The sequence below is a fragment of the Desulfotomaculum copahuensis genome (assembly GCF_001655685.1).
In the GTDB taxonomy this organism is placed as follows: Bacteria; Bacillota; Desulfotomaculia; order Desulfotomaculales; family Desulfovirgulaceae; genus Desulfotomaculum_G; species Desulfotomaculum_G copahuensis.
Genome location: NZ_LYVF01000137.1, coordinates 13258 through 32074 on the forward strand (window position 1 = coordinate 13258; position 18817 = coordinate 32074).

17 protein-coding genes and 2 tRNA genes are annotated in these 18817 nt (G+C 56.6%); 2 read left to right on the top strand and 17 right to left on the bottom strand.

What is annotated here, in order from left to right; all coding sequences use genetic code 11:
• Positions 1-48: 48 nt before the first annotated feature.
• The 13 genes from lonB to A6M21_RS08190 form a co-directional block, all read right to left on the bottom strand.
• The gene (lonB, locus tag A6M21_RS08115) at positions 49-1785 is read right to left on the bottom strand and encodes an ATP-dependent protease LonB (RefSeq protein ID WP_242868804.1); all 1737 of its coding nucleotides are present in this window, start codon (positions 1783-1785) and stop codon (positions 49-51) included.
• A 246-nt stretch (positions 1786-2031) separates the two neighbouring features.
• A complete protein-coding gene (clpX, locus tag A6M21_RS08120; protein ID WP_066667648.1) occupies positions 2032-3282 on the bottom strand; it encodes an ATP-dependent Clp protease ATP-binding subunit ClpX in 1251 nt (416 codons plus the stop codon).
• A gap of 13 nt (positions 3283-3295) precedes the next feature.
• A complete protein-coding gene (gene clpP / locus A6M21_RS08125) occupies positions 3296-3889 on the bottom strand; it encodes an ATP-dependent Clp endopeptidase proteolytic subunit ClpP (RefSeq protein ID WP_066667649.1) in 594 nt (197 codons plus the stop codon).
• A gap of 37 nt (positions 3890-3926) precedes the next feature.
• A complete protein-coding gene (gene tig, locus A6M21_RS08130; protein ID WP_066667654.1) occupies positions 3927-5243 on the bottom strand; it encodes a trigger factor in 1317 nt (438 codons plus the stop codon).
• Positions 5244-5842: 599 nt separating this feature from the next.
• The gene (locus tag A6M21_RS08140) at positions 5843-6301 is read right to left on the bottom strand and encodes a pyridoxamine 5'-phosphate oxidase family protein (RefSeq protein ID WP_078060533.1); all 459 of its coding nucleotides are present in this window, start codon (positions 6299-6301) and stop codon (positions 5843-5845) included.
• Positions 6302-6332: 31 nt separating this feature from the next.
• Positions 6333-7445: an NAD(P)/FAD-dependent oxidoreductase gene (locus tag A6M21_RS08145; RefSeq protein ID WP_066667663.1), complete on the bottom strand. Its 1113-nt coding sequence runs from the start codon at positions 7443-7445 to the stop codon at positions 6333-6335.
• Between the two features lie 2234 nt (positions 7446-9679).
• Complete coding sequence (locus A6M21_RS18755) at positions 9680-9856, bottom strand: hypothetical protein (protein ID WP_161486035.1); 177 nt, start codon at positions 9854-9856, stop codon at positions 9680-9682.
• On the bottom strand, positions 9853-10254 hold the full coding sequence (locus A6M21_RS18380; protein ID WP_066667667.1) for a phBC6A51 family helix-turn-helix protein: 402 nt from the start codon (positions 10252-10254) through the stop codon (positions 9853-9855). The genes A6M21_RS18755 and A6M21_RS18380 overlap by 4 nt, the downstream gene beginning before the upstream one ends.
• A 303-nt stretch (positions 10255-10557) precedes the next feature.
• On the bottom strand, positions 10558-10755 hold the full coding sequence (locus tag A6M21_RS18385) for a hypothetical protein (protein WP_151191857.1): 198 nt from the start codon (positions 10753-10755) through the stop codon (positions 10558-10560).
• A 303-nt stretch (positions 10756-11058) separates the two neighbouring features.
• Entirely contained in the window at positions 11059-11283 is a 225-nt protein-coding gene (locus tag A6M21_RS08170) for a hypothetical protein (protein ID WP_066667670.1), read from the bottom strand.
• A gap of 699 nt (positions 11284-11982) precedes the next feature.
• Positions 11983-14403: a CHC2 zinc finger domain-containing protein gene (locus A6M21_RS08180; protein WP_066667673.1), complete on the bottom strand. Its 2421-nt coding sequence runs from the start codon at positions 14401-14403 to the stop codon at positions 11983-11985.
• A 357-nt stretch (positions 14404-14760) separates the two neighbouring features.
• Positions 14761-14979, bottom strand: a complete 219-nt coding sequence (locus tag A6M21_RS08185) for a helix-turn-helix domain-containing protein (protein WP_066667674.1) — start codon at positions 14977-14979, stop codon at positions 14761-14763.
• Positions 14964-15173, bottom strand: a complete 210-nt coding sequence (locus A6M21_RS08190) for a helix-turn-helix domain-containing protein (RefSeq protein ID WP_066667676.1) — start codon at positions 15171-15173, stop codon at positions 14964-14966. Before A6M21_RS08190 ends, A6M21_RS08185 begins: the two co-directional genes overlap by 16 nt.
• A gap of 113 nt (positions 15174-15286) precedes the next feature.
• Between A6M21_RS08190 and A6M21_RS18390 the strand changes: the two genes are divergently transcribed.
• Together A6M21_RS18390 and A6M21_RS08200 are read left to right on the top strand one after the other, a co-directional pair.
• On the top strand, positions 15287-16069 hold the full coding sequence (locus A6M21_RS18390) for a hypothetical protein (protein ID WP_151191859.1): 783 nt from the start codon (positions 15287-15289) through the stop codon (positions 16067-16069).
• 3 nt (positions 16070-16072) lie between these two features.
• Positions 16073-17254, top strand: a complete 1182-nt coding sequence (locus A6M21_RS08200; protein WP_066667680.1) for a site-specific integrase — start codon at positions 16073-16075, stop codon at positions 17252-17254.
• A gap of 135 nt (positions 17255-17389) precedes the next feature.
• Here A6M21_RS08200 and A6M21_RS08205 read toward each other — a convergent pair.
• From A6M21_RS08205 to A6M21_RS08220, 4 genes are all read right to left on the bottom strand, one after another.
• Positions 17390-17466 (bottom strand) — tRNA-Arg (locus tag A6M21_RS08205).
• Between the two features lie 5 nt (positions 17467-17471).
• Positions 17472-17545 (bottom strand) — tRNA-Gly (locus A6M21_RS08210).
• A gap of 84 nt (positions 17546-17629) precedes the next feature.
• Positions 17630-18103: a metallophosphoesterase family protein gene (locus tag A6M21_RS08215; protein WP_066667681.1), complete on the bottom strand. Its 474-nt coding sequence runs from the start codon at positions 18101-18103 to the stop codon at positions 17630-17632.
• Between the two features lie 107 nt (positions 18104-18210).
• Entirely contained in the window at positions 18211-18813 is a 603-nt protein-coding gene (locus A6M21_RS08220) for an XTP/dITP diphosphatase (RefSeq protein ID WP_066667970.1), read from the bottom strand.
• Between the last annotated feature and the right edge of the window lie 4 nt (positions 18814-18817).

Below are 18817 nucleotides of genomic sequence, written 5' to 3' on the forward strand. Positions count from 1 at the left end.
AAAAGAAAAACCGGCCTGTGGCCGGATATGATCACTATATAGCGGGCACTAGCTGCCTGAATATTGGTTTTGCGTCAGCGGGGGCACCGGCAGAATTCCGGCCGCCGCCAGCACCTCCCGGGGGGCGGGCAGGCCGGCCTTGCGTGCCGGCGCCGGCAGTTCCGTCAGGGCCAGCTTGAACACTTCCTCCAGACGGTCCACCGGGATCACTTCAATTTCCGTCAAGGTGTGGAAAAGTTCCTGATCATTGTCCCGGGGAATGAGCACTTTTTTCGCTCCGGCCTGGCGGGCGGCCTCCACCTTGGCCATTACTCCGCCCACCGGCATAACCAGTCCGCGGATGGAAACCTCGCCGGTCATGGCCACCCGGTTGTCCACCGGAATGCCCGTAAGCGCCGAGTATACCGCGGTGGCCACCGCGACTCCGGCGGAAGGCCCGTCCACCGGCATGCCGCCGGGGAAATTGACGTGCAGGTCGTAATCCCGCGGATCCACATCCGTCACACGCCGTAACACGGTGAGCACATTCTCCACCGAACCGCGGGCCATGCTTTTGCGGCGGATGGTGCGGCCGCGGCCGTTCATTTCCTCTTCATCCACCACTCCGGTCACTGTTAATTTGCCCTGTCCCCGGGACACCGTCAGGGCATTGACCTCTATTTCCAGCAGGGTGCCCATATTGGGCCCGTAAACAGCCAGTCCGTTCACCAGTCCCACCTGGGGCACCGCACCCACTTTTTTGTCCGGACGCGGGCTGTACTGGCCGCTTTGCACCACCCACTCCACATCGGCGGCGGTAACCTGCTGGCGCCCTTCGGTCAGGGCGACGCCGGCAGCAATCTGGACGATGTTCACCGCCTCCCGGCCGTTGGTGGCATATTTTTTGATCACCGCCACACCGGCCTCTTCCATGGGAAAACCAATTTTCTTCGCCGCATTGAGAGTGATCACTTCGATCTCATGCTGCAGCAGGGAGCGGAAAAAGATCTCCAGACACCGGGAGCGCAGCGCCGGGGGAATGTCATCCGGCGTCCGGGTGGTCGCTCCGACCAGGCGGAAATCCGCCGGCAGCCCGTTTTGAAAGATATCGTGAATATGACCGGGAATATTAGTGTCCTCGGAGCTGTAGTAGGCGCTTTCCAGCAGCACCTTGCGGTCTTCCATCACCTTGAGCAGCTTGTTCATCTGAATCGGATGCAGTTCACCGATCTCGTCGATAAACAGCATGCCGCCGTGTGCCCTGGTCACCGCCCCGGCTTTGGGCTGGGGAATGCCGGCCATGCCCATCGGACCGGCCCCCTGGTAGATCGGGTCATGCACCGAACCGATCAGCGGATCGGCGATCCCCCGCTCGTCAAAACGGGCGGTGGTGGCATCAACCTCGACAAATTTGGCGTTTTCCTTGAAGGGGGAATGGGGGTTCTTTTTGGCTTCCTCAAGCACCAGCCGCGCCGCGGCTGTTTTACCAACGCCGGGCGGGCCGTAAATAATCACATGCTGCGGATTCGGTCCGCACAAGGCGGCACGAAGCGATTTCAAACCCTCCTCCTGACCGACGATTTCTTCGAACTTTTGCGGCCGGGTCTTCTCCGACAGGGGTTCGGTCAGGGAAATGCCCCGCAGGCGCTGCAGTTTTTCCAGTTCCTTGCGCGACTCCCGTTCCACCACGGATTTATTTCCCTGCTGCGCCTTGAGCAGGTTCCAGAAATACAGGCCGATAATCACACCGAAAAACACCTGGATGAAGGTGATAAAACTGCCGAAACCGGCGGGAAATTCAGACACCGTAATACCTCCTCGCCCTTGGATATACATAATATTATTGCCCCGGAAGGGGTAATTTTATAAACACCATGGCAACGGAGGTAATAATTGTTTGACGGAGCGCTTTCTCCCTGTTCTCCGGCACATAATAGAGGACTTGATGATCCACCGGAGGCACCCGCCCCGCTTCTTACATGCACCGGCAGCAGTTCCTCCGGTGCGCTGAACTGCAGCAAAAGGCCCCGGTTGAAAACCGGGGCCTCCGTTTCAGGCGGTGACTTCTTTCTTCTTCTTGCGATCCATGGCCACAATGAGCGGTTTTTCCTTCTTGAGGATGGTGTCTTTGGTAATCACCACCCGGGCGATATCCTCCCGGGAAGGAATCTCATACATCACTTCCAGCATGATTTCCTCCAGGATGGCCCGCAGGCCGCGGGCGCCGGTGTTGCGCTTCATGGCCTCCTGAGCCACGGTGCGCAGGGCGTCGGGCTGAAACTCCAGGTTCACGCCGTCCAGTTCGAAAAGCTTCTCGTATTGCTTGACCAGCGCGTTTTTCGGTTCGGTCAGAATGCGGATCAATGCATCCTCATCCAGGGCATCCACCGTGACAATAATGGGCAACCGGCCCACAAACTCGGGGATCAGGCCGTATTTCAACAGATCCTCGGGCAGGATGTGGGACAGGATTTCCCCGATATTCTGTTCCCGTTTGGTTTGTATTTCGGCACCGAAACCCATGGCCTTCTTGCCGATGCGGTTCTGGATGATCTTATCCACTCCGTCAAAGGCGCCGCCGCATATAAACAGGATATTGGTGGTATCCAGCTGAATGAATTCCTGATGCGGATGCTTGCGGCCGCCCTGGGGCGGAACGCTGGCCACCGTGCCCTCCAGGATTTTCAGCAGCGCCTGCTGGACGCCTTCACCGGACACATCCCGGGTAATGGACGGGTTTTCCGACTTGCGGGCAATCTTGTCGATTTCATCAATATAAACAATGCCCTTTTCCGCTTTTTCCACATCATAATCCGCAGCCTGAATCAATTTGAGCAAAATGTTTTCCACGTCTTCGCCCACGTAACCGGCCTCAGTCAGGGAGGTGGCGTCGGCAATGGCAAATGGCACATTCAACAGACGGGCCAGCGTCTGGGCCAGCAACGTTTTGCCGCATCCGGTGGGACCCAGCATGACGATGTTGCTCTTCTGCAACTCCACGTCATCAATTTTACCGCCCAGGTTGATCCGCTTGTAATGGTTGTAAACAGCTACGGAAAGCGACTTTTTGGCCGCCTCCTGGCCGATGACGTACTGATCCAGGATCTCCTTGATTTCTTTCGGCTTCGGGATGTCACTCAGGTCCAGTCCCAGATCCTCACTCAGTTCTTCTTCGATAATCTCGTTGCACAGTTCGATACATTCGTCACAGATGTATACCCCGGGACCAGCCACCAGCTTCTTTACCTGATCCTGCAGTTTGCCGCAAAAGGAACACTTGAGCTGACCCTTTTCATTAAACATGTTTCCACCTCTTTTACCTGGTCTGGCGAACAGTGAACACCTCGTCTATGATCCCATATTCTTTTGCTTCCTGAGCCGACATGAAGAAGTCCCGTTCGGTGTCCCTGTCGATGCGTTCCCTGGGCTGCCCGGTATGTTTGGACAGCAGTTCGTTCAGTGTATCTTTCATTTTCAGGATTTCTTTGGCATGAATTTCGATATCCGTGGCCTGCCCCTGCACCCCGCCCAGCGGCTGGTGCAGCATGATGCGGGCATAGGGCAGGGCGTAACGCTTGCCCTTCGCGCCGGCGGTCAGCAGGAAGGAACCCATGCTGGCGGCCTGGCCCAGGCAGATGGTGGAAACATCCGGCTTGACATATTGCATGGTGTCATAAATAGCCATGCCCGCAGTCACCACCCCGCCGGGGGAATTGATATACAGGTGAATATCCTTTTCCGGATCCTCGGCCTCCAGGAACAGCATCTGGGCAATCACCAGATTGGCCACGTAATCATCAATCGGGCCGCCGATAAACAGGATCCGGTCCTTGAGCAAGCGGGAGTAAATGTCGTAAGCACGCTCGCCGCGGTTGGTCTGTTCGACTACAATGGGGACCAAAGTGGACATAATTGGCTACCTCCTGGGAATCATATCTTTGATTAGCTTATTCTGCCGCCGGTTGTTCGGTGTCCCTGGTGATCACGGCCTTTTCCACCAGCAATTCCACCGCTTTGTCCCTGAGCAGGCCCTGCATCACCATATCCATCTGGCCCTGCTTTTCCAGCACCTGGCGCAGTACGGCGGCCTCCTGCTGCATGGCCCGGGCCATGCGCTCTATTTCAGCTGTTTTTTCCTCTTCACTGACCGTCAGGTTTTCCGCCGCGGCGATGGCGTCCAGTACCAGCGTGGTCTTCAGGCTCTGCACGGCGTCCGGCCGCACACGTTCCCGCATCTCCTCACTGGTGGTATTGGTATACTTGTAGTAGTTTTCCAGGGAAAGACCCTGTCCGGCCAGTCTCGACTCCATGTTTTGCACCATCTCGTCCACCCGGGAATCCACCATGGGTTCGGGAATTTCCACCCGCGCGTTTTCCACCGCCTGCTCCACCAGTGCCTGGCGGAGTTGCCGCCGTGCCCGTTCCTCTGCAGCCTGCTTTAATTTATTCTCAATGTCGGAGCGCAATTCCTCAAGAGTATCAAACTCACTGACATCCTTGGCGAACTCATCGTCCAGCGCGGACAACTCCTTACGCTTGATGGCCTTGACGGTGACGGTAAAGGCGGCCTCCTTGCCGGCCAGATTTTCATTGGTGTAATTTTCCGGGAACTTGACCTGAATGTCCCGCGTTTCATTGACAGTCATTCCGGCCACTTGTTCTTCGAAACCGGGAATGAACAGGCCCGAGCCAATCTCCAGGGAATAGTCGGTAGCCTGCCCGCCTTCAAAGGGCTCGCCGTCCGCCCGGCCGGTAAAATCAATGACGGCCGTGTCGCCCTGCTGAACCGTCCCCTCATCCAGGGTAACCAGACTGGCATGGCGGTTTTGCAGGCGCTCCAATTCCTTTTGCACATCATCGGCGGTGACTTCCTGGTAAGGATCTTTGACCTCCAAACCGGTGTACTGCCCCAGTTCGGCCTCCGGCTTGACCACCACCTTGGCTTTAAAAACCACCGGTTTGCCTTCCTCTACCTGGACCAGTTCCAGTTCGGGCTGAGCCACCGGTTCGATCCCTGTATCTTCCACAGCTTTGTAGTAGGCCTCCGGAACCACTATCTCCACGGCTTCGTCAACCAAAGCCTGTTTGCCGATGTGTCGTTCCAAAATAACCCGGGGGGCTTTGCCAGGACGGAAACCAGGCACGCTGACCTTTTTTACCAGCTTTTTATAGGCCTGATCCATTGCTTTGGAAAATTGTTCAGCACCTACCTCCACTTCCAAAAGAACAGTATTTTTTTCTATCCTTTCCGCGTTTGCTTTCACTTATGCTCCCCCTTTGAAACGGTTTGGCCGCACCAGATTTAACCCTGTTTACCATTATAGCCCGCTTTGACTATATTGTAACCAAAATAAAGGCAAATACTTAAAAAGTAATTCTACAGCCTGACTGAAATTTCCTCCAGGAAAAATATTTTTATCCGCTGCCGGACCGGTTGTCAATCCGGCGCAGACGGATCGCTACTACATGCTATTGACATATTGTAACTGAATAAAGCTCATCATTCAATAGCAATTTTTCTTTACCACAGTCAAAATTTCTGCCATCCTGCCGGGGAACCGGAGGCCGGCACCAACCTGCCGGGTACCCGGAAGCTTGTCCGGATTTACAACCGGCTCCCGGGTTAAAAAACAAGGAACACTTTTGACCCGCAGTACCCGGGCGGGTAGATTAATCAACCCCGCCGGCAGGTTCAACCGGCGGGGTTGACGGTTAAGGAAACGGCTGTCGTTTTAAACTGTTCATATTATATTCCGGTTATCTCCAAGCAATGCCTTTTCCCCGGCCGCTACCGTAAATTTTTATAGAAACCCGCCCCTGAAAACCCACTGGCTTGTCCCGGAGGTGGTTCACACCGGCGAGTTTAACTTTCCCTGTTTTCTTTTCCGGTAATACTTTCCACACTTATTTTTACGATTTTCACCTTGCTGAATGCTTTTTCAATGGCGACCAGACCTTCCAGTTTATAGCCGGAAGAATATTTTTCTATAAATTTCATCAGAATTTCCTTTTTGTCTTCACCTTCAACAAATGACGCCTCGCCAAAGGCGATGGCACTCTCATATGCCGTGGAGAATTTGGCCGGCAGGACTTTAGCCCGCCCAACCACGCAAAAAGAAACTTTGTTGTTAAAGTTGATGTTTTCTATTTTACGGCCCTCAAGAGCGCAGTGCAAGTAAATACAATTATCTTCAAACACATAATTGAGCGGGGTGGTGTATGGACAGCCGTCTTCCCCGGCGGTCCCCAAAACACCATATTCCCCGTCCCGCAGTATCCTTAACACCGCCTGATCATTCATTTGCTTTTCTTTTCTGCGCATTTCTTTAAACACCCGACCACCTCATGCTTCCTCAAGAATCATTTGTAATGCAGTCTGTTCCGCCTCTCAGCCAATCCAGGGGCACGGACAGCATCCCGGCCAGATCCATCCAGGGCAGCCCGCTCTCAAACATTAACTTTCGCACCGGCCACAGGCCCTCAACAGCCAGCCACCGGTCGTAGGCCGCATCATCCAGATGGTCGAGCAAACGCCGCAGGCGGATAAACTTTTCCCGCCAATCGAGTAGCGGTTTTACCAGTTCTTCATAATCACTCCCATTAATGATCGCCCGGGCAGCCAGCACCCCGCTGGCTATAGCCGCCATCGTACCCATGCCGAGCAGCGGTTCCTTGAAGCCGCCGGCATCGCCGGTGAAAAGCAGGTTGCCCGCCTGGTGCCGGGAAAGCCGGCCGGCCACGTGATCCCTTTCCATGATGTCAATTATATCATAATCCAGTCTTTCGCTCCGGATAAAAGCCTGCCAGTAAGCGGAAAGCTCTTTTTGGCTGATCCCGGTCACGTTAAGCCCCAAAGTGGCCCGGCGTCCGTTAAAGGGTGCAAGATAGGCAAAACCGTCCCGGCAATAACTGCGGTTGCGCCAGATGGTCAATGTGCCGGGCTCGAAATTGCCCAGCACGGTGCACACCTTAATCCAGGCTCTGATCAGATCATGCCACAAACCGAGCCTCAAAGCCGGATTAGCATACTCTTCGGCTCCGGTGGCCACCACCACATAATCATATTCATTGGTCAGGGTGACCGGATCCACCTGCTTTTCAAACTGCACGGGCGTCCGCAACTGTTTGAACAACTGCATTTCCAGGCAATCATCGCTCTGACCGACCGTGACCAGGTAACCCAGTTCCCCTTTTATTTCCGCGTTATTCTTAACGCCTTTAAGTATCAGCTTATTAAATTGCGCTGTGGGATTAACTCTGATCCCGTAATTTTTCTCCAAATGGCCGAAGGAAAAATCCCGCTCATGATAAGCAAACAGCGGCACTGTGCTGATATGCGCAAACCGCTGACCGGCGTGCGGCTTTCTTTCAAAGACCACCGGCGATATTCCCCCGGCTTCCAGGGCCAGGGCGCAGCTCAAACCGGCCAGTCCGGCACCGGCCACTGCCACGCGTTTTTGTTGCATAATAATCACCCCGGGTTATTTTGCCCGGGGTGTCAGTTATTAAACAGCAGTAACAGGGACTCGAATTAGTTCACATGCACTATTATGTAACAACCCCGCAAATCCTTGCGGGGCTTGGCTTTCTCTGGCCTCCCAGGAGGGATTCGAACCCCCGGCCCACGGATTAGAAGTCCGTTTTACCGCCTTTGTATAGGTTGGCGAAGTTTGCGAAGGCTTGTCCTGACTGGCTTTGTTATATCCTTCCAGGGTGACAACTGGCCCATTTTGCCCCTGATTTTTGCTGTTTGCTCCCAATCTGCTCCCACGGGATCGCCTGCGCATTCTGGTTTACAGGCCATTCTGCTCCCAAAACAAGGGGCTTTTTCGCCAACGGGATAACTCCGCTTCGCTGTGCCTTTGCCCCGCCAGCACACTCCCTGGCGGCCGATAACCGCCCGGCAAAGGGAATCATGCCAGCCGCTGATTATCTCGCGCTACAGGGGCCTTTCCGTGCTATTTTGGGGCATTCAGCGAATACTAACCCGTACGTCCACCTGTACGCCGGGCGGCCCTCGAGTGGTCCCCCAGTAGGCAGGGTGGTCCCCCAGGAGGCAGGGGGGTCCCCAGGAGTAAGGATGCCCCGCCAGCGCCGAAGCAGCGGGGAGTAAGGGGATGCCCCGCCAGGGCCTCTCTGGCGGCTGTTCTCTGCCTGACATAGGCAAATCATACCAGCCGCTGACTATCTCGCGCCAGAGAGGGCTTTCCTTGCGGATTTGGGGGACTCGACAAGCGCCGACATGTGCAGGGAAGGAGATATGCCCCCCAGGCAATCGCCAGCATCATCGCTGACTGACTCCCTGGTTGAGCGTGTGCGTATTTTTTTTCACGCGCCTCCAAAGTAGTACCGAAAGTGCCGTCACTGCCGTCACGCCGTCACAAATCCAGCAATGACGCGGCTTCCAGCGTGACGGCACTTTCAGTGTCGCCAAAAATGCCGTCACAGTGCCGTCACAGTGCCGTCACGCCAAAAAGCCAGTAATGGCGCGGTTTGTGACGGCGTGACGGCAGTGACGGCATTTTTGGGTCTTCTTTGGGGGATGATTTTTATATTAAAATGCGTACGCTCCCGCGCCGCTGGCATCCCACCGCAAAGCGCCAAAGGCGTAAACCGTCAAGGGTTCCTTGACGGTTCCGCCGCTGGTATCGCCACTGCCTGCCGCCAGCCGCCTGGTATCGCCTCGAAGTACCGTTTTTGGCGGCCAAAAACCCGGCAGGCCGCGCCAATCGGGCATAAGGCGGGCAAATCCCAGCCCGCCCCCTTCGAGGATACTTCAGCGGCGTAATTCGCCGGACTTCGAGGATACCTTCCGGCATATGCTTTGCAATTGCAACGGCCATACCTTCGCCAGCCACAAGGCGCACTTATGGGTATACGTTTTGCAAAACGTACGGCCGCCGCCACATGCGCCGCTTCGCTGTGTCGCTTGTGGCATGCGTCATGCTAGAGCAAGGCATATACCTCCGCCCGCGATAGCCGGGGCATAGGCACAGGTTGTGCTACTCAAGAGATGTGCCAGCAGTAGTGCTGTGAGCTGGCGAAGGAAGGCGGTCCGGCCGCTGCCCGGCTGGAATGGGGAAGACTGGGCCACAGGAGGCTTGCTGGCGGTTTTGGGGCTGAAAGCCGTACGTTGGGCCGTACGCCAGAGGGGTCTTATCCATGCGCCGTTTCGTACGCCCAGGCCTGGCAAGGCGTATGGTTTGGTTTGTCCATCAGGCGGGAGAAGCGGATCTGTCCGGCGGATAATAGAGGGGGGTCCCCAAAGGTAGGCTCCCGCGGCAGGAACGAGGTGGAGGGTCTGGCAGCAGGGGTCCGGCAGGCTTGCCGGCAAAAGGAAAAAGCCGCCCCCGGAGGAGCGGCCTTTCTCGCCAAAGGCTGTCTAGCCGTTCAGTATCCTAATGATAAACTTTACGCCGTACCGGAAGCCGGCGGCAAATGCATTTTTCCCGCAGGCGGGCTGTATCCTGTTTAGTTTTGGCTGGCAGGAGGTCAGGTGCCAGTCTTCCGGAGGTTCCGGTTAGGATTTGGCAGGCGCCATTGTATCCGTCAACAAACCCGATCCGGCGGGATTCGTCCGCAATGTTGACGGCAGCGTCATCCAGCTTGGCCGTCAGAAACTCGCCCTTTATCGCCAGGAGGAGGACACAGGCGGCATTTACCGCCTGTGCCATATTAATGAGCAATATGCCGTCAGTCGTCATTGTTTGCATGCCGGTTCCTCCTTAATATCGCGGCCATATATTTGCCGCATTACATCAAGCATTACCCGCACTTCCTCGCGCAAGGCCTCAATTTCCTCCGCCGTTGCTGGCCGGTTTTTGTCGTTAACCGCAAGTTTCTCTTCCAGGGTAGTAATCCGCTGCTTGATTTTCACCGGACCACCGCCCCCTTCGATTTTACGCCCGCAAGCCGCTCCAGTTCTTCCAGCCTTGCGGTCAGGTCCTCCAGTTCCGCCGCCTTAATCGCCATTTCCAACACCGTACGCGCCGCAGTAACCCGGGCCGATGCAAGGTTTTTGGGGTCAAGCATCACATCGCGCAAAGTATTTACCGCTTCGCCGCAAATGCTTTGTAGGCGACTTACGGCCTGGTGCAGAATTTGCTGTTTTAGCTCGCGGTATCGCTCGCTAAACTCGGGGTTTTGTAGCCATCGCCATAATGTTCGCTCGCCAATACCGACTTTTCGCGCCGCCTCGCCGATTGACGGCGATTCAAGCAGGGTTACCAGGGCAAGTTCCTGTTTCGTTGAAGACTTCTTCGAGCCTCCTGCCATTTTTAATCACCACCCGCCTTTAACGAAAAATTGACCACGCCATCCCCGCCAGCCACACTATGTCAACCACAAACAACAGTTTCGTACTCCAATGCTGGCATTGCCAAAACCTGCGCATCAGTTCACCCCCCCCCCGTCCTCATTCCGGCCAGTAACCGGGACATTTCAAGACTACCCGCAGTGCTTGCCCATTCTCCACTACCTGCCGCACCGCCATGCCTGGCCACCGCTCCGCCGGCCAGCTACAAAGGCATGTCCATGTGGCACGCATACACGTCCAGCAAAGTGACTCCTGCGGGTCGCTTACCTCTCCATCCACCGGGCCAGTTTCGCCACCAGCTTGTCCCACCGACTCAGGCAATCGTCCACCCCCATCCCGACTTGCCGTGCCGTCCAGTACCAGCCGTACCGCCTCGAGCGCCACACCGCCAGCAGCAGCCGCCTGTCCCGCTGCGGCAGGGCTTCGCCGATCCACCGGCGCACCAGGAGTAGCCGTGCCACGGCCGTCCGGACCTCGCCATAGGCCGCCGCCCGACTTCCTACAGGGTCGCTATGGCCACCTTCGGGCCGCCGGTTGCCAACGGCCGACAGCGCCCGGCTGCCGCCGTACAAGGCATCATCGGCCTGCTGGAACGCCTGTTCCCACAGCGCGGGGAAACGGCTTAAGAGGCGTCCCGCCTCCGCTTGATTCAATGTGGGTCACCTCCAGTTTGGGGGCCAATCATAGGCAGCCAACCGCCAGTGGCCGCCGCCGGGGCCAGCCGCCAGGCCAAACCAGCCACTCGGCGCACCGGCCGCCGCCACCTAAAACCGCTCAGGGTCACGGTCACATTCCACCACCTTTGCCGGCCGGCGGTTGCGAGTAATCGCCTTACCGCGCCGCAGGGCCTTTTCCCAAAGGCCGGGGTCCTGTTGGAGCAACCGGGTGATTTCCTCCGGCAACAGAAATATCACGCACCGCGGCAGTTTGATTTCAACAAAGCGGCCGGGAGTTTGCCCCCCGGCCTGGTAAACCTCCTGCGTTTCCATATAGGTCACTCCCCTTCTGTGTGGGCGGTTAGGCTCAGCCGTTCGTCGAACCAACGTAAGAAAGCCGCGCCATCAGGTCCTAAGCCAAGCAGGCATGCCCACAACTCGGGAGTAATACCCTCACCTACCGGGGTATGCCGCAGCTCGGCGTACATTTGAAGCCCCTCCAAGGCAATGGCCACACCTGTGCCCATGTCATCGGCCGTTGTGTCGGGCGGCTCTGCCTCGGGGGTCGGGGATGCGCCCCAGCCCGGGCATGGGGGCAAGATGGTCACCGTGACGCTAGGGCTGGCGGCAGTAAGGGCCTGACGCCTTCTGAATTTACGTGCCATTAGTGGTGTCCTCCTTGTTTTTTTGTGATATGGGGTTAACATGATACGCCGTCATGGTAAAGGTCCGGCAGCCGGAATAGTGTTTTTGTTATTGCTTTCCCGCCAAAATCATTAAAAAGGGGGGTTATGGGGGGTTTGCTAAATGTCCGCAAAGCCAGTAACGGCGCGGCTTTCCCGTTTTCAAGGGGGGTTTGGGGGGTTTTTTGCGCCCCACGCTATATACGCGCATATAATATAAATCTCTACTTTTTTTCTCACGTAAAAGCCACCGCAAAAAACCCCCCAAACCCCCCCGCAAGTCCAACTAATCCAGTAATGGCGCGGCTTTGCGGGTTTTTTCGTAACCCCCCTTAACCCCCCCCCAATTTTAACCACTACTGGTGGTTATTTTCCATTGTTGGGTCTTGTGCGATATGCCGGCCCGTTCCAAACGATAGCCGTTACTGAAAATGACATCAACCTTTCGGGCCAATACTCGCCCCAGCTTTCGGGTAAATCCCCGCTCGGAAGGGTCGAGCCAATCCGGCAGCACATCTCGAAGGTCTGATTCGTATTCGATCAGTCGTTGGATTTGTTTTGTGGACGCCAGGCCTCCGTTTAATCTCTGATACAGCGCTTCAACGAGGTCTTCGAGCCCCTCATTCACCTCAGCGTTTTCATAAATTTCTTTTGAGTTTTGAAGGAATCCGGTTACACCGGCAAACTCCAATATTCCGCCGACCACCCTCCGCCAATCCTCGAAGCTGCCCATCGGCGGCGCATTTACCGGCTCCGGCCGCCCCGCGTGAATCCACGCCCTCGCAATGGTATAAATCGCGGCCAGCAATGATCCGCGATTCTCATTTACATATTTAACCAAGTGCGGATGCTTAAACTCGTCCTGCTTTCGCTGCCAGGGCCTTGCCATGTTCGCGTCAAGCCGCACTTTATAGCATCGCCGCGGCAGGTCACCGGCCAAGCGGACATTATTCCCCGTGGCGATCCAGCAGGTGCGGTGTTGCAGGTTGATCTGCTCGTTGCGCCCCAGGATTCGGTCAGTCCAGTTTGTTGATGTCAGCAGTGCGCACAGCGTGGCCGATTTAAAGACATCTTCAATGTTATCAATCACAACGATTGGTCGCCCCTCAGCCAACATTGACGTGGCCCGTTTCCGCCATTCCTCCTCTCTTTCGCGCCCCTCCGGCGCAGTGGTTATATGGGAACTTCCGCCGGTCGCTATGATTGAAAGGACATCCGACAGTAGGCTAGCACCAGTTCCTTGTAGCGGCTTATCTATTAACAGCATTGGAACTGGGCCTAAAATTAAATCTCGCAACACAGGGGTCATAATCGCGGCAATGACGTTTGCTTGGCTTGCTTCTCCGTCAAACGGAAAGTCGCGCACAACGTCCACCAGCTTACTCAAGGACTCCTTGACATTTCCTGGTGTGGGCTTGTCCGGTATGTCCGGCAACGAAAATCCCTGTTCCGGCGCGTAGTAAAGTGAAGTTACCTCATCGTATCCCGGATTGGCGCATAGACTCCCGTCCCAGCGCATGACAGGTGCTTGGACTATTCCACGAAGTAGGGGCAACGGCAAATCATCCAGCGCCATAATGTCACGGACCACCTCCAACGGCGGAAATGCCGGCGAATAGACCACTTCGCCGTTTTTTTCGCGGGCCTTTACGAATCGAGCACTTCTTGCCAAATAACCGCGTAGTGAGGCTTCACTTACCGGTTTAATGACGGGTCTGGTGAATAGTTGGTTGAATCTGTCTTTTTCTTGAATTTGAGTAATTTTTACGATCTCGCCGCCTCGGTTGAAAAGTTTAGGCGGTTCGTTGCTTGCGATCAAATACCTCATCGCCTCACCCGCTATAGCCTCAAGGAAGCGGTTGTTGGCGATAACCATGGGAGCGTTTGCCGGTATAAAATCCCGCCCCGTGCTGGCCTGCTGCCCAGCCTCGGGAACCGGGACTTCCAGCGGCGCGGCCGCTTCCATGGCCTTCCGGAAAACCTCCTCGAAGCCGTCAGGGTCCCGCTGGTGCAGCTCGTTCGGGTCTTTTGCCCCGGGCAGACTGATTTCGCGCAGCTCGCCCTGCCAGCTCCTCCAGCCGGAAAACTGTTTGACCACGCCATCCACGAAGGTGTCTCCGCCCCGGTCCGGTTCACGCCAAACATACACTCGCCCAATGTCGCGGAAATGCGCCGCTCTCAGCTTCGAGGCCATATCCGCGCCGGGCAGTCCCAGGGCCGGAAGGCCATGGTGCCACAATGTCCAGGCGTCCGATTCGCCTTCCACGAGCACAACAAAACCGGCATCCCGGGCGTCTGACAGCCGCCATAAGCCGTAAGGCACAGGGGCACCCTCGCCCTTCGCCCAGCGGGAACCGTCTTTCGCCTTTAAGGCTGTCCGCAGCCTCTGGCGTGGGGCCGGTGTGCCGTCCTCGAGCAGGTACGGGATCTTCACTACCCGACCGGTCTGGGCCACTCCCAACTTTCCCAAAAAGCCTACCGGCAGCCCTTTATCCGCCGCCAGGGCTTCAACGGTTATGCCGCCGCCATTCGCAGGAGTAGGGCAGTTTACCGGGCCAGGCGACAGGAAAAGGTCCTTCATCTGTAACCCCAGTTTTGAAACAATGTCAGTCACACTACAGCCGGCAAAGCACTTCAGAAGGATTTTTCCGTCTTTTTCCGTCACCGAAAGACTATTCTGCCGGTCACCATGGGCCGGGCATAGGGCCGTATAATTATTGCCCGATCTCTTAACGCCCTCAAGGCGGGACAAAAATTCGCTCAATTGCACCTACAGCTCACTCCTTGCCACGAAGTGTATAAAGTTGACTTTATCTTCGTTTTGTGCTATTATGGTCACAAGAGATTTACCCCCACTTTCTCCCGGCCAGCGCCGGGTTTTGTTTTTGCGCATAAGAAAACCGCCCCAAATGTGGCGGTCTTATCGGCAAGCTATGCACTTACTCTTGTCGCGCACCCTCTGCGCGTTATACGGCGTCAGGTCTGTTACGCCGTATGCGTTTTTCCTGTCCAGTTGTGCATCACGCCGCTTCTTCTCCCGGGAAACCCTTCGGTTCCGCGCCACGGGGCGCATACCTCCCTTTTTAAGTGCCGGAAACGGCCCAAGGCCAACATCGGCACCATGCCTTCATCTCAACCGCCGGATTTTTCCCGCCGGCTTCAAATCTGCCGCCACACTGGCAGCCTCGCGGCTTTCCAGCCAGGCCATCAAGCTGCTCCGCCGGAAAAGCACTCGCCGGCCGATTCGAACATGTGGGATTTCGTGCCGCCGGGCCAGGTCGTAGACCGACCATTCGGACAGGCCAAGCATGCTCGCCACCTCCGGGGCGGTTATTGTTTCGCGCATTTGTCCTCCACCTCCTCAAACAGCTTGTCCGCCGGGATGCCGAAGATTTCTTCCAGCTTCTGGCAGTAACTCGGAAAGGCTGGCAGTTGACCGCGCTCCACCTTCCCCAGCGTGGCGGGATGAATTTCCATGAGAATCGCCAGGCGCGTTTTACTCCAGCCGCGCCGCTCCCGTTCGACGGTCAAGCGAAACATTTTCCGTACCCCCTTGATTTTTAAGTTCCATGTCTCTATAATATAGCAAACAGCGATACGAATAAAGAACCATTTGCGTTCCATAATTAATTTTTAATGGGGGAGCGGTTTTCATGTGGCAAGAATTTGCGCGGCTGCACAATGCGGGCGATGTCCGAATTAAGGAATGGGTCGCCGCTCACGGCCTGCTTGGTCTGTGTCCTGACGCGCCCGGCGGTTCCTGGTACTATCGGGGCTTTGCGCCGCTCGAACCGTGGAAGCCGCGGAAGGCCGGGGAGCAAACAAAATGGCTGTTCTTTCGTTGGGCGAATAGCGCCCCGCCGGACGTGAATGTACCCCTGCACATTGAGGAAACCCCTGAAATGGTCCGACTCGAAGCGCGGAAGTTACGTGTCGCGGCGGGTTTTTATGGCCTATGCCTGGAAGCGCGAAAGGGGACTACCGGGCCATTGCTCGAGGAAATACGCCGCTGTTCCGAAGAATTTTATGCGCTCTTTCCCGAGGAGGATGCCTGGTATTCCCACTATGGCATCAACGATGAAACCATTGCCCTAAAGCTCCCATTCTGGGGGTCATTCTTTACCGGGATATTAAGGCGCGTCTCGGTCGCTTTCGATGATAAAACAGCCACATTGGAGTACGGAACGCCGTGCCTATTGGCCGAAATCTGGAAGGAGTTTATTATAAGCCTGACGGTAAGCAGTAACGCCCCGCGCTTTTGCACAGGCTGCGGGAACGTATTTATCCCGGGAAGGCCATGGGGCCGGTTCTGCACCCACTGCGGTTCCGCCGCCCGGCGGCGGGAGTGGCGGAGGGCACAGGCGGCCGGGAAACCGCCAAAGAAGCGCGGCCGCCCGCCGGGAAGCGCGAAAAACAAAAAATCAAAGGAGGTTTGATTAATGGCCGGCTGGGTTGAAAAGCGGGGAGAAAACAAATGGCGGCTTAACGTGCCCGGCGGGACCGGTCCGGACGGGCACCGCAAAACCTTCCGTAAGGGCGTGGAAGCGCCGTCGAAGCGGGAGGCGGAAAAGCTCCTGGATCTGTTCAGCGCCGAAGTGCTCAAAGGGCAGTACGTGGAGCCGTCAAAGCTCACATTCAAGCAGTTTGCGGAACGCTGGCTCCGGGACTATGCCGAACCAGAATTAGCCCCCAAAACCGTCCACCGGTATCGGGAATTGCTGGTATCGCGCATCTTTCCCGCCATGGGCCATTTGAAGACTGAGGACATCAAACCGATACACCTGATAGAGTTTTACCGGAACCTGGCAGAGGACGGCCTCCGGCTTGACGGCAAGATGGGCAAACTCTCCGGCAGCACCATCCACCACCACCACCGGTTGCTATCGTCAATACTTAACGATGCCGTTGAATGGGGGGTTATCCCGCACAGTCCAGCCGCCCGGGTCAAGCCGCCGAAGGTTAAGCGGCGGCAGGCGGACTGTTACGACCGGGAGCAGACAGCGGCCATGCTGGCCGCCCTGGATGATGAGCCGCTCAAATACAAAGCGGCAGTTGTCCTGACCGTTGCTAGCGGAATACGCGAAGGGGAGTTAATGGGCCTTACGTGGCGGGATGTTGATTTTGGGAATGGCACCATTGAGGTTTTACGGGCCAGTCAATCCCTGCCGGGAATGGGCACCTTCACGAAGGGCACCAAAAATGAAACTTCCGAGCGGCTTATTGCCCTCCCGGCCTCTGTCATGGAGTTGCTGAAGCAGCACAAAGCGCACCAGGCGGAAGAGCGGCTGAGGGCTGGGGATTTGTGGCAGGGAACGGACAGGGTATTTGCCACATGGGACGGCCGGCCGATGTATACTTACACGGTTGGGAAATGGTTTTCAAAATTCCTGGTCCGGCACAACTTGCCGCATATTAAGTTCCACGCCCTGCGGCATACTTCGGCCTCGCTGCTGCTCGCCAAGGGAATACCGCTTAAAAGCGTCAGTGCCCGGTTGGGGCATGCGACCACCGGCACCACAGCGGACATATACGCTCACGCGCTGCAAAGTGTAGACAGGCAGGCGGCCGACACAATGGATGAAATCCTTACCGCAGGCAAAAAGAGAAAGGGGCAGGCTTAATCGGCCGCCCCTTTCTTTGGTGCTCATTGGTGCCCCTGCTCCCCGTTTGCTCCCAAATTGCTCCCAAAGTGGCCTTTCTGCATAATTCGCTATAAAGTGAAAACCCCGCAAATCCTTGCGGGGCTTGGCTTTCTCTGGCCTCCCAGGAGGGATTCGAACCCCCGGCCCACGGATTAGAAGTCCGTTGCTCTGTCCAGCTGAGCTACTGGGAGATACTTGGAGCGGGTGATGGGAATCGAACCCACGTACCCGGCTTGGAAGGCCGGTGCTCTACCATTGAGCTACACCCGCTGGATATCAACCGATGGAATTATCCACAGCAACAATATTATAGCGAAAAATGCTCCAATAGTCAAAGAGAATTTCGCAAATCCGCTAGAGCTCGCACAATTCCGCCTTGACCCGGCCGGCTTCGATGTCCAGCAGGCCGTAGCCGGGGCCGCTGCCGCCCCGGGGGTGGTAAATGCTTCCCGGATTGAACAGCAGCACTCCGTCGCACTCCCGGTTAAAAGGCACGTGAGTGTGTCCATATACCACCACCCGGGCATTTTGTTCCCGTGCCCGGTGGAGCAGCTTTTGCCCGGAAAAATGCACCTCGTAGAGGTGGCCGTGGGTAAGCCAGATGGTTACACCACCCACATCAAGCAGCAATTCTTCCGGGCCGCCGGCGCGGTAGTCGCAGTTTCCGGTCACCGCATGCACGGGCACGGCCAACAGCCGGGCCAACTGCCCGGCATCCCGGTAATGGTCTCCGGCGTGCAAAAGCATGTCAATCTCACCCATCCGGCGCAGCGCTTTTTCAGCCCGGTCCAGTGCGCCGTGAGTGTCGCTCAATACTCCGATGCGCATCAATAAAACCTCCGCCCGGCAATCAGGTAGCCAGTTCGCTCACCGCAGTCAACATGCCTGTATCCCATGACGGGACAGTGCTTACATACCAGCACCTGACGCGGTTTTCATGACTTTTCTTTCTTCAATTCCGCCAGGATGTTCCAGGTGCCGGTCAGCGCCCGCCCGCGATGGCTGATCTGGTTTTTTATAAACGGGTCCAGTTCGGCAAAGGTTTTACCGTATTCGGGTATATAAAAAAGCGGGTCGTAGCCAAATCCGCCTTTTCCCCGGGGCTCTTCGCCAATCATCCCGGCACAAACCCCCTCGGTGGTATAAACCAGGCCGCCGGGGGTGGCCACGGCCACCACACAGCGGAAGCGGGCGGTGCGTTTTTCCGCCGGCACCCCCCGCAGCATTTGCAGCAGTTTTTCATTATTCGCCCGGTCGTCATGTCCCCGGCCGGCGAAACGGGCGGAATAGACACCCGGGGCGCCGCCCAGGTAATCCACCTCCAGCCCGGAGTCGTCGGCCAGGGCCGGACAGCCGGCGGCCGCAGCCACCGCCCGGGCCTTTTTCACCGCGTTTTCCTCAAAGGTGGCCCCGTCTTCCACCACTTCGGGAATTTGCGGATAGTCGGCCAGAGAGCTGATGGTAAACCCCAGCGGGGCGATCAGGGCGGTCAGCTCCCTGATTTTGCCTTCGTTGCGCGTAGCCAGCACCAGTTGCAAAAAT